Here is a 13,653-nt window from a genome sequence, read left to right on the forward strand (position 1 = left end):
GCCCCCGGTTTTGAGACATCGACATGCTTTGAAACAACGGCTTGAAGCGCGTCGCCTGAATCGGCTTCAACGCGACGCGCTTCAAGCGCGACATCGAAAAACGGCTGACCGGGGGGTTGGGCCTGGACGAACGACGCTAAGGGGGGGCGTGTCGCCAGAAAGGCAAAATCTGATGGTGCTTGACGTCAAACCCGAGCAAATCGCCAACGAGCATTTCGATCTCGTCGTCATCGGTTCCGGTTTCGGATCGTCCTTCTTCCTGCATGCCTTCGCGCAGCGCCGCAAGGCGCGCGTCCTGGTGCTGGAGTGGGGCCGCCACAACACGCATGAGTGGCAGCTCGAGCAGAACGCCAACACCGACATCGATGACGAGACGACCTACAAGACCGACAATGCCGACAAGCCCTGGAATTATACGATCGGGCTTGGCGGCGGCACCAATTGCTGGTTTGCACAGACGCCCAGGTTCCATCCCAGCGATTTTCGCCTGAAGAGCCTCTATGGCATCGGCAATGACTGGCCGATCTCCTATGACGAGCTCGAGCCATTCTACTGCGAGGCCGAAGAGGTCATGTCGATTTCAGGCGATCCCGACATGGCGACGATGCTGCCGCGCTCAAAACCGTTTCCGCAGCCGCCGCATCGCATGTCGACGCCGGACCGGATGATGAAGGCGGCGCAGCCGGGGCAGCATTTCGTCATGCCGACCGCGCGCGCCCGGGTGCCGACGTCGCAGCGGACCGCGTGCTGCGCCAATCTGCGTTGCTGGCTCTGTCCGGCCGATGCGAAATTCACCGTCAACAATGGCCTCATGCACGTCTTCGAGCATCCCGACGTTTCGGTCTGCCTCGGCGCCGAAGTGCGGCGGCTCGATCATGTCGGCGGTTCCGTCCGCGCCGTGACGTTCATGCATGACGGTAAGGAGTACACGGTCAGTGGCGACCTGTTCGTGCTCGGCGCCAACGCCATCCAGAGCCCGGCGATCATGCTGCGCTCCGGACTGGGCAGCGAGTTCGTCGGCCTCGGCCTGCATGAATCCTATGGCTGGAATTTTGAGGTCTATCTCGACGGCGTCGACAATTTCGACGGCTCCACCATCACCACCGGGTTGAATTTCGGCCTGTATGACGGCCCGCACCGGGCCGAACATGCGGCAGCCCTGGTCTATTTCGAAAACCGCTGGCAGCACGGCATGCGGGCGGAGAAGGGGCGGCTGAGGCAGACGTTGCCGATCGTCATGGTGACGGAAAACCTGCTCGACCCGGACAATCACGTTGTCCTCGACGAGGACGAGAACGCCTTCGTCTCGTTCAAGGGCGCTTCCGACTATGCCGTCCAGGGCATGGCGAAAGCGCTGGACAAGCTGCCGGCGCTGCTCGCCCCGCTGCCGGTGGAACGGATTTTCGACCGCGGCATAAGGCCGACCGAATCGCATGTCCAGGGGACGTTGCGGATGGGTACTGGCCCGGCCGATTCGGTGGTCGACCGCGACTTGATCCACCACCAGTTGAGGAACCTCGTCGTTGTCGGCACCAGCACCTATCCGACCTGTTCCTGCGTCAATCCGAGCCTGACGGCGGCCGCACTCTCCTTGCGGGCGGCAAGCCGGATCGCGGCATGAAGGGAGCTGCCGGAATGATGAAGATATCGCGCCGTGCAGCACTGGCCTTCGTCGCCGGGGGAGTGGCCTCGACCGGCATCGCCTATGCCGCCGTGTCCTCTTTTTCGGATGAGGATCTGGTCCTGATCACGCTCGAAAAATATCTTGGCAAATTGAATATCCGCGTCGAGCATCTGCAGCAGTTCGTGCTGGAATTTCAAAATCGCAACCCCTGGATATCCCCGAGCGGAAACCTGGGCGACGCCGTCACCTTGCTCGAGACGGCGAAACTGGGTCAGGCACGCGAGCTGCTGCCGCGGGAGAAGCGCCGCTATCTCAGGCATTTCGACCGCGTCGTGCTCGCCGAATTCCACATGCTGACCGACTATGCCTGGCGCAGCTCGCCGAACGATCCCATCCGCTTCACCGGGTGGCAGTCATGCACCAATCCATTCGCCAATCTGGAGCCGCCCAAGGTCGCTTGAGCCCGGCAACGGCGCCGTCTGCCGCCGTCCAGAATAACGACAAGGAACACAGTCCGATGAAAGTGCTTTTTGCAGGAGGCAGCGGCTACCCACCCGAGTTCAGCGGAGGGGTCCAGTCCAGCACCCACCATCTGGCCGAGCAGTTGATCGAACATGGCCACGAAGCCTCTGTGCTGGCCGCTCTGTTCGGCGACGGCATGTTCGGCCTCAAGGCGCGCGCCAAGATGAAGCTGCTGCGCCAGCGCGGCGCCATCGATTCCCACCTTGGCTACCCGGTGGTGCGGGCCTGGTTTCCGTGGGAGGCGGCGGGCTTTGCCGTCAAGAAGCTCAAGCCGGATGTCGCCGTGGTCCAGTGCCACAACTCGGTTCCGATCGGCAAGGCGCTGCAGGCCGAGGGCGTGCCGTTGGTCGTCTATCTCAGGAACGTCGAATTCCACGAACTCTCCGGCGATTTGCGTGACCTGAAGTCTGCGCTGTACATCGCCAATTCCGAATTCACGGCGCGCACCTACAAGGAAAAATTCGGCATCGAGGCGACGGTCATTCCGCCGACCATCAACCCTGCGCATTACGCGACGGCGACGACCGGGCAATTCGTCACGCTGATCAATCCCTATGAGGAAAAAGGCTTCGATCTTGCGGTGCGCATTGCCGGCGCCTGCCCCGAAATCCCGTTCCTGTTCGTCGAGAGCTGGAAGCTGGAGGACGACCATCGCGCCCGCATCGAAGCAACCATTGCACCGCTCGGCAACGTCACGTTGGAGAACCGCACCAGCGACATGAAGACCGTCTACGGCCGCACGAAGATTCTGCTGGCGCCCTCGAAGTGGGAAGAGGCCTGGGGCCGTGTGGCGTCGGAAGCCCATTGCAGCGGCATTCCCGTCGTCGGCTCGCGCCGTGGCGGCCTGCCCGAAGCGATCGGCTCCGGCGGCGTCGTGCTGGACTATGACGCGCCGCTCGCCGAGTGGGCGGTAGCGGTCAGGCGGTTGTGGAACGACAGCGAGGAATATGAGCGGGTATCAGCGGCGGCGCGGGCCTTCTCGGAACGACCCGCGCTCAACCCGGAAGCGCAGTTCGCGACCTTCTTTTCGCTGATCGACCGGGCGGCGCAACAGCGCTCGCGCAAGGCCGCGTAGCGCTGGGATCGACGCGTTCAGGCCGGCCGCTTGACGCGATTTTTCAACGTCTCGTAGCCGCGCTCGCCCAGCAGCGTGCGCGCCGCCTTCTTGACCACGGATTTGCGTCCCTCGGGCGAATTGATCTGGCGCAGCCTGGCCGGCAGGTTGCGCGCCGCCTGCTCCAGCGCCGGCAGAGACAGCGCGTCGGGGAAGGAGACGATGTTGGTTTCGACGCACAGCACCGGCTTGCCCGACAGCTTGGCGATCTTGCGCGCTTGCTCGTGCTCGCTCTCGATGAACAGGATGGCATCCGACTTGCGGTAGAACTCGGCCTTGAAGCTGCCATGCGCGCCGAGCCTTTGCCGCTCCGCCTTGCTCGGCAAATCGAGCATGATCAGGTGGTCGTACTTGATCTCGTGTTTGGCGAGCCAGGCTTCGGTCAGCTTGCGGTATTTTTCCAGCCGGCTGGTGACCAGCCAGCCGATCTTGCGGGTCGGTCCGAGCAGCGTCCGCGCCTCGGCCAGGAATTTCTCGTAAATCGGCCCGTCGTCGTTTTCTTCCTCGGTCGGATCGAGACAGAGCACGCCGTCAATGTCGACGCAGCATTGCTCGAGGAAGATATGGTGCATGAAATTCCACTGGAACATCCGGGGATGCGGCACGACCTCGAGGACGACATCCGTCTCCTGATGCTCTGGCTGCAGGCCAAACACGGCGGCGTAGATGACGTCGCCCTGGAGACCGGCGGCCGTGATCTTGTTGCGGGCATCGCGTATGGCATTGCCGCCGGCGATGCTGTCGTCGATGACCAGGATCTTGCGCATCTCGGAATGCTGCCGGTCGAGCGCGGCGCGCCGCTTGGTGATACCCGACGTGTAGATCCTGCCGGCGAGAAAACTGTCGAGATCGGTCATCGGGATGTTGGCCGTCAGGCTGACCAGCGTCGCCGCAAGAATGCCGCTCCTCGGCACGCCCACCACCAGGTCGATGTCGCGCGGCAACCGATGCAGATTGCGCAGGATGGCGTCGTTCATGTCTGAGATCGATCGGTAATTCATGGTGCTAGCCCTCAAATAGACGCGCGACAAACATGGTCACTTCGCCTCGCTGGGTGCCGGGGCAAAGCCCCGTGCAGGTATCAACTTCATGGCCTCCCGGAGCGCCTCGCGGCCGGCGCCGAACATCAGCGAGACGGCAATGGTGATGACGTAGGCGAGCACGGCTCCTGCGGCCAGTGCGATGACCGGCTGCGCGGGTAGCAGCGGCTTGGCGAACCACACGGCGGCCAGCGCCAGATGCGCGCCGAGCACGAAAGGCGCTGCCCCGGTGAGCACATGGCGCGCCTGCAACGGTCCGCTCTTGCCGACATAGAGCCACAGGAATGGCGTGCGCATATATTCGCTGACCGCATAGGCGACCGCGACGCCGAACGCGCCATAGGGCAGGCCGATCACGAAGGCGATCACCGATGTCACCGCGGTCACAATGCCCCAGCGCATGAAATCGCCGGAGCGGCCCTGGCTGACGAACAGCCAACCCGCGGGATTGTTGAGCGGCTGCAACAGCCCGGCAAAGCCGAGCGCCAGGAAGATCGAGGCGCTTGCACGCCATTGTTCGCCAAGCACGAAAGGAATGAGCACGTCGGACATGGCTGTGGCGAAGGCTACGCCCGGCAGCGCCACCAGAAGGATCAGCGGCATGACGCGCAGATAGGCGCTGCGGTAGCGGTCCGGCTCGTCCTTCAGCCTGGACAGCGCCGGCACCATCACCTTCGACAGCGGATTGGTGATCTGGCTCAGCGGAAACAACAGCAGCTTGTAGGCACGGTCATAGAGGCCGAGCTGCGCCTCGCCCCAATATTTGCCGATAAGCACATTGTCGAGATTGCGGGCAAAGAAGTTGGCGAAGTTGAAGCCGGTAATGCCGGCACCGAAATTGATCAGCGCCCTGATGCCGTCGACCTTGCGCGGCAGGCCGGGGCGCCATTGCGAGCTTGCCCAGTAGCAAAGCGTCGGCAACACGGCACCCGTCAGCGTGCCGGCGAAGAGTGCCCAGTAGGACCGGTCGATGAAGGTCCAGGCGATCGAAACGGCCAGCCCGAAGACCGCGCTTGCCACCTCGATTGCCGCCAGCCGGGCGAACTGCATGCGACGCGTCAAAAGCGCCAGATGCTGGGCGCCGAGCCCATAGGCCATGATCTGCAGCCCGAACGCGGCCACCAGGCCCGTCACCCTGGGTTCGCCATAGAAGGCGGCGACCACGGGTGCGGCGCCAGCAAGCACGCAGGCCAGCACCGCGCTGACGGCGACGTTGACCCAGAACAGGTAGTTGACCTCGCCATGCGTGATCCCGGTCTTCTGGATGGTCGCCTGGGTCAGGCCGAAATCCTGGAACAGTGCGATGAAGGCGAGCACCGGCGCGCACATCGCCACCACGCCGAAATCCTGCGGCGACAGAAGCCGCGACAGCACGATGACGGAGACGATCTGCGTTGCGACCCGGACGCTTTGCGCCATGGCGGTAACGACAGCGCCGCGTCCGACCGATTTGCGCAGTGAGCCCTCGGGCGGATCGAATGCACTGGTTTCCAAATTCAGGATTCCTGATTTTACGCCGGTCCGACTTCGTCACGACCGGCGCCCGCCGCCATCAACAAACTACAGCAATACGTTTTTGCAGTGCAACAAAAAACGTGCACTTATTGCTACGGCGCACCAAAAATGTTGCGATGCAGCAAAAGCTGGGTTAGCATTCCCTTGGGTGGGCCAACAGCGGTCGAGTTTTCATGCTGCATGTCTTGTACCTTGTGCACGACGTTTCCGACCCGGCCGTGCGCCGGCGGATCATAATGCTCAGGGCAGGCGGCGCGCGGGTCACATTGGCCGGCTTCCGTCGGACCACAAATGCTGTTCGCGACGTCGAGGGCCTGCAGCCGATCGACCTTGGCGCGACGCGTGACGGCCGATTCGGCCAGCGCATGGCGGCGGTCGCCAAGGCGGCGCTGTCGATCGGCTCGAAGCTTGCGGCGATGCCGAAGCCGGACCTCATCATTGCGCGCAATCTGGAAATGCTGGCGCTTGCCAGGCGTGCCAAGGCTACTTTTCGCGGCGGCGTGCCGATCGTCTACGAATGCCTCGACATCCACCGCCTTGTGCTTCGCAACGACATGCTGGGCAAGGCGCTGCGCACCGCGGAACGCTATCTCGCCCGCGACGTGAAGCTTCTGGTGACCAGTTCGCCGGCCTTCATCGCCAATTATTTCAAGCCGTTCGGGCAAGTCGCAGCACCTGTGGAGCTGGTCGAAAACAAATATTTCGAAACCGCGCCGATCGCCGCGGACGATCGCCTGAAGGCCGAAAACCCGGTCGCGCCGCCCTGGCGGATCGGCTGGTTCGGCGCGCTGCGCTGCCGCCGCTCGCTGGAACTGCTGGCCGATTTCACGCGCCGCCAAGGCGGGCGCTTCGAGGTCGTCCTGCGCGGCCGTCCGGCACTCTCCGAATTTCCGGATTTCCACGCTTTTGTCGAAGCCGAGCCCTACCTCTCCTTCCGTGGCCCCTACCGCAACCCGGAAGACATGGCGGCGATCTACGGCGAAGTGCATTTCTCCTGGGCCATCGACTTCTTCGAGGAGGGGCAGAATTCGGAATGGCTGCTGCCCAACCGCCTCTATGAAGGCTGCCGCTTCGGCGCTGTGCCGATCTCGATGGGCAACACCGAGACCGGGCGCTTCCTCAACCAGCAGGACATCGGCATCCTGCTTTCCGAAGCAACGCCGCAGACGCTGGAAACCGCGCTCGGCCGGATGGACCAGGAGCGCTTCGGCAAGGCCAAGGCGCGCGTGCTGGCCCGCAATCCGAGGACCTGGAGCTACGACCGCAGCGACTGCCGCGCGTTTGTCGACAGGCTGCGGGGACTTGCGGTTGCCCCTGGTTCGTTCGTCACCGAAGCGCTGGCCTAGGCATGACAGGCAATAACAAAAGTGCAGAGCATGGAAAGGCACCGATGACGCAAACCAAGGCGCTGCCGCCAAGCCTGATCGTCATTCCGTGCCTCAATGAGGCGGCGCATATCGGTGCGCTGCTCGAACAGCTGAGGCCAGCCTCGCTGAGGCTCGGCGCCCGCATCGTCGTTGCCGATGGCGGCAGCACCGACGGCACTTTGGCCATTGTCGAGGCGGTTGCAGCCAAGGATCCTCAGGTCATCCTGCTGCACAACTCAAAGCGCATCCAGAGCGCGGCGATCAACCTCGCCGTCGCGAGCTACGGCGCCAGCGCCGAATACCTGATCCGCATCGACGCCCATGGCGGCTATCCCGCCGATTTCTGCGACCGGCTGGTCGAGGAGGCACTGGCCACATCGGCGGATTCGGTTGTCGTGTCGATGCTGACCAGCGGCAGCGGTGCGGTGCAGAAGGCGGTGGCGGCGGCGCAGAATTCCAAGCTCGGCACCGGCGGCTCCAAGCACCGGCATCTGTCGGCCGGCGAATGGGTCGACCATGGCCATCACGCGCTGATCCGGATTTCGGCCTTCACCGCGGTCGGCGGCTATGACGAGAGCTTCAGCCACAATGAGGATGCCGAGCTCGATTATCGGCTGCGCCAGGCCGGCTACCGCATCTGGATGAGCGGCAAGACGCAGATGGTCTACTATCCGCGTTCATCGCTGAAAGGCCTGTATTTCCAATATCTCGGCTATGGCCGTGGCCGCGCCAAGAACGTGCTCAAGCACCGCATGATCCCGAAGGTCCGGCAGATGATCCCGCTGCTGGTGGCGCCGGTCGTTCTCCTCGCTGCATTTTCCTTCATCCACTGGCTGGCGGCGGTGCCGCTGCTGGTCTGGGCCTCGGTCTGTGTCGGCTATGGCATCGTGACCGCGATTACCCAGCGCAATCCCAACAATGTGTTGGCCGGCATTTCGGCCATGGTCATGCATTTCGGCTGGTCGGTCGGCTTTTGGCTGCAACTGCTCGGGGCGCGATCGCAGCGCAAGGTGGCGTGATGGGCATGGCCTCCAGGGATCGCCGCATCGACATCTGCGTCTGCACGTTCCGGCGGCCGGAGCTAGCCGACACACTGCGCTCGCTCGCTGCTCTGAATATGCCTGCCGGCTTCGGCATTGGCGTCATCATCGCCGACAATGATGACGAGCCGACGGCCGAGGCGCTCGTGACTGAACTGGCGCGGGAATTGAAGCTGCTGGTCCGCTACCGGCACGCCCCGGCGCGCAACATCTCGGTCGCCCGCAACGCCTGCCTCGACACCAGCACGGCGGATTTCGTCGCCTTCATCGACGACGACGAAACCGCCTCCGCGCAATGGCTGGCCGAATTGGTCGCTGCGGCGGAGACAAGCGGCGCCGAGGCCGTGCTCGGTCCGGTGAGGGCGCTCTACCGCCCGGATGCGCCGGACTGGATGCGCAAGGGCGATTTCCATTCGACCTTGCCGGTCTGGGTGCAGGGCGAGATCCGCACCGGCTACACCTGCAACGTGCTTCTGAGGAAGAGCGCCGACAGCCTGCGCGAGCGACGCTTCAGCCTGGCGCGCGGCCAGAGCGGCGGCGAGGACACCGAATTCTTCGATCGCATGGTCAGGGACGGCGGCCGCATCGCTTTCGCGCCGGAAGCCTGGGTCGAGGAAGTGGTGCCGCGCTCGCGAGCCGCGTTCGACTGGCTGCGCCGCCGCCGCTTCCGCTTCGGCCAGACGCATGGCCACCTCATCGGCCAAAATGCCGGTGCTGTCAGACGCGCGAAGAATATCGGCCTTGCCTCGGCCAAGGCCGCCTACTGTTTCGGAATGGCGGCGCTCACCGCGATCAGCCCGGTCCGCCGCAACCGCAGCGTCTTGCGCGGCATCATGCATGTCGGTGTCGTCAGCGGCCTGGTCGGTATCAGCGAAATTCGTCAGTACGGCCTCACCGCGCCGCAGCAGGGAGGCAAGCGTGCAGCCTGACGTCTCCTTTGTCATCGCCGCCTACAATGCCGCGGCAACGCTCGATCGGGCGATTGCCAGCGCCATCGCCCAGCGCGATGTCAGCGTTGAAATCATCGTCGTCGACGACCAGTCGCGCGACAACACGCTCGACGTCGCAAGAGCCTACCCGCAGGACATCGTCCGCGTCGTCGCACTGCCCGCAAACCGCGGACCGGGCGGCGCCAGGAATGCCGGGCTCGACCTGGCTTCCGGCCGCTGGGTAGCGGTGCTCGATTCCGACGATGCCGTCCTTCCCGGGCGGCTTGCTGCCATGATCGCGCGGGCGGAAAAGTCAGGCGCAGTGATCGCCGTCGACAACCTCCAGGTGGTGCGCGAGGACGGCGTTGCAGAAGCGACGATGTTTCCCGCCGACTATCTGGAAAGCCTGCGCGAGATTTCGCTCGCCGACTACATCGCCGGCAACATCGTTTTCGAGTCCACCTTCAATCTCGGCTATCTCAAGCCGATCTTCCAGCGCCGCTTCCTGACCGAAAACAGACTTCGCTATGATGAAAATATGAGCATCGGCGAGGACTACATCCTGCTGGCCAACGCGCTGGCCAAGGGCGGCAAATGCGTGGTCGAGCCGACGACCGGCTATATCTACCATATCCGCACAGGTTCGATCTCGCGCGTGCTCGAGCTTCACCATGTCGAGGCGATGCGCAAGGCCGATGCGGTCTTCGCCGAGGCGAATTCCATGGACGCGGCTGCCGCGGCCGCCTTCGCCAGGCGCGCCCGCAGCCTGCGCAAGGCGGCATCGTTCCTGTCGCTGGTCCAGCACATAAAGGCGCGCTCGCCGTTGAAGGCGTTACGCACCGCGCTAAGTGATCCGGCGGCTGTCAGGCATATGTCGATGCCGATTGCCGTCCGGCTACGGAGGGTGGCGGCACAGTTTGCCGTTGGGACGGGGAGATGAAGCATGCAGGGCGTTTTCAAAGCCGGCGATAGGTAGAAATCTTTTCTCTCAGAAGGAATACCAGATGCAGAAAGTCAGGAAGGCAGTCATCCCGGTGGCGGGGCTTGGAACACGGTTCCTGCCGGCGACCAAATCGATGCCCAAGGAGATGCTGCCCGTGGTCGACCGGCCGGTCGTCCAATATGCGGTCGACGAGGCTTTCGAAGCCGGTATCGAGCACATCGTGTTCGTCACCGGCCGCAACAAGGCTGTCATCGAGGACTATTTCGACCTGCATCCTGAACTGATCGGAACGCTTGAGCAGACCGGCAAGAAGACTCAGCTGGAGGCACTTGAAAGCATGTTGCCGGTGGCCGGCGCCACCAGCTTCATCCGCCAGCAGTCGCCGCAGGGCCTCGGCCATGCGGTATGGTGCGCGCGCGAAGTCATCGGTGACGAGCCGTTTGCGCTGCTGCTTCCCGACATGGTGTCCTTCGGCGGCCGCGGCTGCCTGGCCGAGACCGTCGATCTCTATCGGCAGACCGGCGGCAACGTCATCGCCGTCGAGCGCTGCGAGCCGTCCGAGACCAGCAAATATGGCATTGTCGGCCGAGGCGCCGAGGTCGGCGGCGGCTTCGAGGTGACGGCCATGGTCGAAAAGCCGGCGCCGGCCAATGCGCCGTCGAATTACTACATCAACGGCCGCTACATCCTGCAGCCCGAGATCTTCTCGTTGCTGGGCAACCAGCAGCGCGGCGCCGGCAATGAAATCCAGCTCACCGACGCCATGGTCCGCCTGGCGAAAAGCCAGTCTTTCTATGCCCAGCCGTTCCACGGCCGCATGTTCGACTGCGGCTCCAAGGAAGGCTTCATCGAGGCCACCATCGCCTTTGCGCTGGCGCGCGACGACATGAAGGGGCCGGTCTTCAAAATGCTTCAGGAGTTCGTGCGGTCGCATGAGCGTCAGGAAGTGGCCGCATAATGCCCATCTTTCGAGGGCATATGCGTTTGGACGATGGCGCAGCTCATGCTTGCGCGCCCGGCCGTTCAGGTCCGGCGCCAGATGGCATGAAGCTTGCGTTGCATATTTCGCCCCCGATCTCCGCAGCTTCGGATGAGACGGGGCCTGACCCCGTCTCGCTCCGGCGCCTGTAACCTAGAATTGGACCGAAGATGAATTATGCCAGCTTTCCTCTCGACAAGAGGATGCCATTGCCCAACACCGACCAGGAAAAGGGTGAAGACTTCATCGACGTCGAGCGCCTGCTTGGCATGGCGGCGCGTCAGGTCAAGGTGGTGGCGGTCTGCGCCATCATCGGCCTGTTCCTGGGCGTGCTTTATCTGCAGACCACGCCCAAGCAATATATGTCGGTCGCCAGCGTGCTGATCGACGAAGGCCTGAACAAGGTCGTCGACGACATCTCGGCTGCATCCGTCACCATGCAGACCGACGCCGCCCTGCTCAGCCAGATCGAAATCATCACCTCGGCGCGGTTGGCTTCGGTGGTCGTTGACAAGCTGAAGCTCGACGAGAACGCAGAGTTCATGAACCCGCCGCAATCGGCGCTGGTCAAGGGCATCGGTTTCGTGCGCGGCGTGATCGGCTATTTCCGCTCCAGTTCCGCCGACCAGATTCCCGGCATGGAAAACATCGACGAGGCGACACGCCAGGCCATGATGCAGACGGCGCGCCACGACTATGCCGTGCTGAAGCTGCAGAGCGAGGTGCTGGCGCAGCGCAACGGCCGCTCCTATGTGCTGGCCATCGGCTACCAGTCGACGAATCCGGCGCTGGCCACCGCCATCACCAAGGCCTATGCCGATGCCTATCTGGCCGACCAGCTCAACGCCAGCTTCGACGCCACCGAGCGCGCGGCGGTCTGGCTGCAGGGCCGGTTGACCGAGCTGCGGCAAAACTCGCAGGCAGCGGCGCTCGCGGTCGAGAAGTTCAGGTCCGAGCACGGCCTGGCCGCCAACAGCGACGGCCAGCTGATCAGCGACAAGCAGATCGCCGACCTCACCGCACAGCTCATCGTCGCGCAGGCCGATACGGCGCGCGCCAGTGCCCGCTACCAGCAATACAAGACCATCGTCGAAAGCGGTTCCGACAACGCCTTCAACGATTCCGCCATATCGAGCGACCAGCCGGCGAGTTCCGTCATCGCAACGCTCAAGACCCGCTATCTCACGGTCGCCAAGCGGCTGCAGGACGTGACGGCCAATTTCGGCGCCGAGCATCCGCAAGCCGTGGCGCTGGCCAAGGAGAAAGCCGATCTGTCGACACAGATTTTCGGCGAGTTGAAGCAACTGACCGAAAGCTATCGCAACGAATATGAAGTCGCGCTTTCGCGCGAGACGTCGCTGCGGCAGAAGATCGCCGACGCTGCCGGCAAGAGCTCCATCGACAACCAAAGCCAGGTCAAGCTGCGCGAACTTGACCAGCAGGCGCAGGCGCTGACCACGCTCTACCAGACCTTCCTCGGCCGCTATGAGGAAGCCTCCCAGCAGCAGTCCTTCCCGGTCGGCAAGGTGCGCATCATCTCGGATGCCTCGCAGCCGCTTTCCGCCTCGAGCCCGCGCTCCTCCAGGGTGCTGGCGCTGTCACTGGTGCTCGGCGTGCTGCTTGGCGCCGGCTTTGGTGGCCTGAACGAGTTCAACGAACGCTTCTTCAGGACCGGCGAGGACGTTCGCGATCGCGTCGGCCTCAAATTCCTCGGCTACCTCCCGACGATCGGCGGCAGGCTGGGCAAGGATACGGACGACGGTGCGGCGGATGCCAAAAACACCAACACCTTGTCGGCGGCCGAAAAGCGGGCGCGCATGCGGGTCAGCGTCGATGCGCCAGCATCGATGTTCTCCGAAACGCTGCGCAACGCCAAGATCGCCTTCGACGTCGTCATGGAAGGGCAAGGCAGCCGGGTTATCGGCGTGGTCTCGGTCCTGCCTGGCGAGGGCAAATCGACGGTCGCCGCCAATCTGGCCGGATTGCTTGCCGCCAACGGCTCGAAGACCCTTTTGATCGATGCCGATCTGCGCAATCCGGGCCTCAGCCGCAACCTCGGCATGGAGGCCGAGCAAGGGCTGATGGAAGCCGTGGTCAACGGCCAGACCTGGCAGTCGGTCGGCAAGGTCGACCGCCAGACCAAGCTGGCGATCATCCCGGCCGTGCTGCGCGGGCAGTTCTCGCACACCAGCGAGCTGCTTTCGTCGGCCGGCATGCGGCGCTTCATCGACAACGCCAAGGAGACGTTCGAGTACATCGTCGTCGACCTGCCGCCGCTCGGGCCCGTGGTCGACGCCAAGGCTTTCGCGCCGCTGGTCGACGGCTTCGTGCTGGTCGCCGAATGGGGCCGCACGCCACGCGCCATGGTGCGCTCGCTGCTGGAGCAGGAGCCTTACGTCGCCAACAAGGTCGTCGGCGCCGTGCTCAACAAGGTCGATCTGAAGAAGCTGGCGAAATACAGCTCGCTCGGCGGTTCGGAACGATTCTTCGATCGCTACTCGACCTACTATCTCGAAAAGTCGGAATTGCGCGCCAAGACGGCCGCGTAAAGCCGGCGCAGAACGAGTTCAAGCAGGCCAG

11 protein-coding genes are annotated in these 13,653 nt (G+C 63.6%); 9 read left to right on the plus strand and 2 right to left on the minus strand.

Going from position 1 to position 13,653, the window contains the following annotated elements:
- The first annotated feature begins 172 nt into the window (after window positions 1–172).
- The 3 genes from AC1DYJ_RS00605 to AC1DYJ_RS00615 are packed head-to-tail and all read left to right on the plus strand — an operon-like array spanning window position 173 to window position 3,221.
- The gene (locus AC1DYJ_RS00605) at window positions 173–1,621 is read left to right on the plus strand and encodes a GMC oxidoreductase (RefSeq protein WP_477279052.1); all 1,449 of its coding nucleotides are present in this window, start codon (window positions 173–175) and stop codon (window positions 1,619–1,621) included.
- A 14-nt stretch (window positions 1,622–1,635) separates the two neighbouring features.
- On the plus strand, window positions 1,636–2,085 hold the full coding sequence (locus AC1DYJ_RS00610) for a hypothetical protein (protein WP_477279054.1): 450 nt from the start codon (window positions 1,636–1,638) through the stop codon (window positions 2,083–2,085).
- Window positions 2,086–2,141: 56 nt separating this feature from the next.
- Window positions 2,142–3,221, plus strand: coding sequence for a glycosyltransferase (locus tag AC1DYJ_RS00615; protein WP_477279056.1), 1,080 nt, complete (start codon window positions 2,142–2,144; stop codon window positions 3,219–3,221).
- Window positions 3,222–3,238: 17 nt separating this feature from the next.
- Here AC1DYJ_RS00615 and AC1DYJ_RS00620 read toward each other — a convergent pair whose 3' ends face one another.
- Window positions 3,239–4,261: a phosphoribosyltransferase gene (locus AC1DYJ_RS00620; RefSeq protein WP_477279058.1), complete on the minus strand. Its 1,023-nt coding sequence runs from the start codon at window positions 4,259–4,261 to the stop codon at window positions 3,239–3,241.
- Between the two features lie 36 nt (window positions 4,262–4,297).
- On the minus strand, window positions 4,298–5,794 hold the full coding sequence (locus tag AC1DYJ_RS00625; protein WP_477279060.1) for a lipopolysaccharide biosynthesis protein: 1,497 nt from the start codon (window positions 5,792–5,794) through the stop codon (window positions 4,298–4,300).
- Between the two features lie 194 nt (window positions 5,795–5,988).
- On the opposite strand from AC1DYJ_RS00625, the gene AC1DYJ_RS00630 reads away from it, so the two are divergent.
- From AC1DYJ_RS00630 to AC1DYJ_RS00655, 6 genes are all read left to right on the plus strand, one after another.
- Window positions 5,989–7,161, plus strand: coding sequence for a glycosyltransferase (locus AC1DYJ_RS00630; protein ID WP_477279062.1), 1,173 nt, complete (start codon window positions 5,989–5,991; stop codon window positions 7,159–7,161).
- Window positions 7,162–7,205: 44 nt separating this feature from the next.
- Entirely contained in the window at window positions 7,206–8,201 is a 996-nt protein-coding gene (locus tag AC1DYJ_RS00635; RefSeq protein ID WP_477279064.1) for a glycosyltransferase family 2 protein, read from the plus strand.
- Window positions 8,202–8,206: 5 nt separating this feature from the next.
- Complete coding sequence (locus AC1DYJ_RS00640) at window positions 8,207–9,151, plus strand: glycosyltransferase family 2 protein (protein ID WP_477279066.1); 945 nt, start codon at window positions 8,207–8,209, stop codon at window positions 9,149–9,151.
- The gene (locus AC1DYJ_RS00645; RefSeq protein WP_477425899.1) at window positions 9,141–10,091 is read left to right on the plus strand and encodes a glycosyltransferase family 2 protein; all 951 of its coding nucleotides are present in this window, start codon (window positions 9,141–9,143) and stop codon (window positions 10,089–10,091) included. Before AC1DYJ_RS00640 ends, AC1DYJ_RS00645 begins: the two co-directional genes overlap by 11 nt.
- 64 nt (window positions 10,092–10,155) lie before the next feature.
- Window positions 10,156–11,052: a UTP--glucose-1-phosphate uridylyltransferase GalU gene (gene galU / locus AC1DYJ_RS00650; RefSeq protein WP_477279069.1), complete on the plus strand. Its 897-nt coding sequence runs from the start codon at window positions 10,156–10,158 to the stop codon at window positions 11,050–11,052.
- Between the two features lie 191 nt (window positions 11,053–11,243).
- Window positions 11,244–13,622, plus strand: a complete 2,379-nt coding sequence (locus tag AC1DYJ_RS00655; protein ID WP_477279071.1) for a polysaccharide biosynthesis tyrosine autokinase — start codon at window positions 11,244–11,246, stop codon at window positions 13,620–13,622.
- The last annotated feature ends 31 nt before the right edge of the window (window positions 13,623–13,653 follow it).

This window comes from Mesorhizobium sp. P2_B11 (genome assembly GCF_056404855.1).

Coding starts and splice junctions, on each gene's coding strand:
- galU (WP_477279069.1), top strand. CDS start 10,156: ATGCAGAAAGTCAGGAAGGCAGTCATCCCGGTGGCGGGGCTTGGAACA.
- AC1DYJ_RS00635 (WP_477279064.1), top strand. CDS start 7,206: ATGACGCAAACCAAGGCGCTGCCGCCAAGCCTGATCGTCATTCCGTGC.
- AC1DYJ_RS00620 (WP_477279058.1), bottom strand. CDS start 4,261: ATGAATTACCGATCGATCTCAGACATGAACGACGCCATCCTGCGCAAT.
- AC1DYJ_RS00610 (WP_477279054.1), top strand. CDS start 1,636: ATGATGAAGATATCGCGCCGTGCAGCACTGGCCTTCGTCGCCGGGGGA.
- AC1DYJ_RS00605 (WP_477279052.1), top strand. CDS start 173: ATGGTGCTTGACGTCAAACCCGAGCAAATCGCCAACGAGCATTTCGAT.
- AC1DYJ_RS00640 (WP_477279066.1), top strand. CDS start 8,207: ATGGCCTCCAGGGATCGCCGCATCGACATCTGCGTCTGCACGTTCCGG.
- AC1DYJ_RS00655 (WP_477279071.1), top strand. CDS start 11,244: ATGAATTATGCCAGCTTTCCTCTCGACAAGAGGATGCCATTGCCCAAC.
- AC1DYJ_RS00630 (WP_477279062.1), top strand. CDS start 5,989: ATGCTGCATGTCTTGTACCTTGTGCACGACGTTTCCGACCCGGCCGTG.
- AC1DYJ_RS00615 (WP_477279056.1), top strand. CDS start 2,142: ATGAAAGTGCTTTTTGCAGGAGGCAGCGGCTACCCACCCGAGTTCAGC.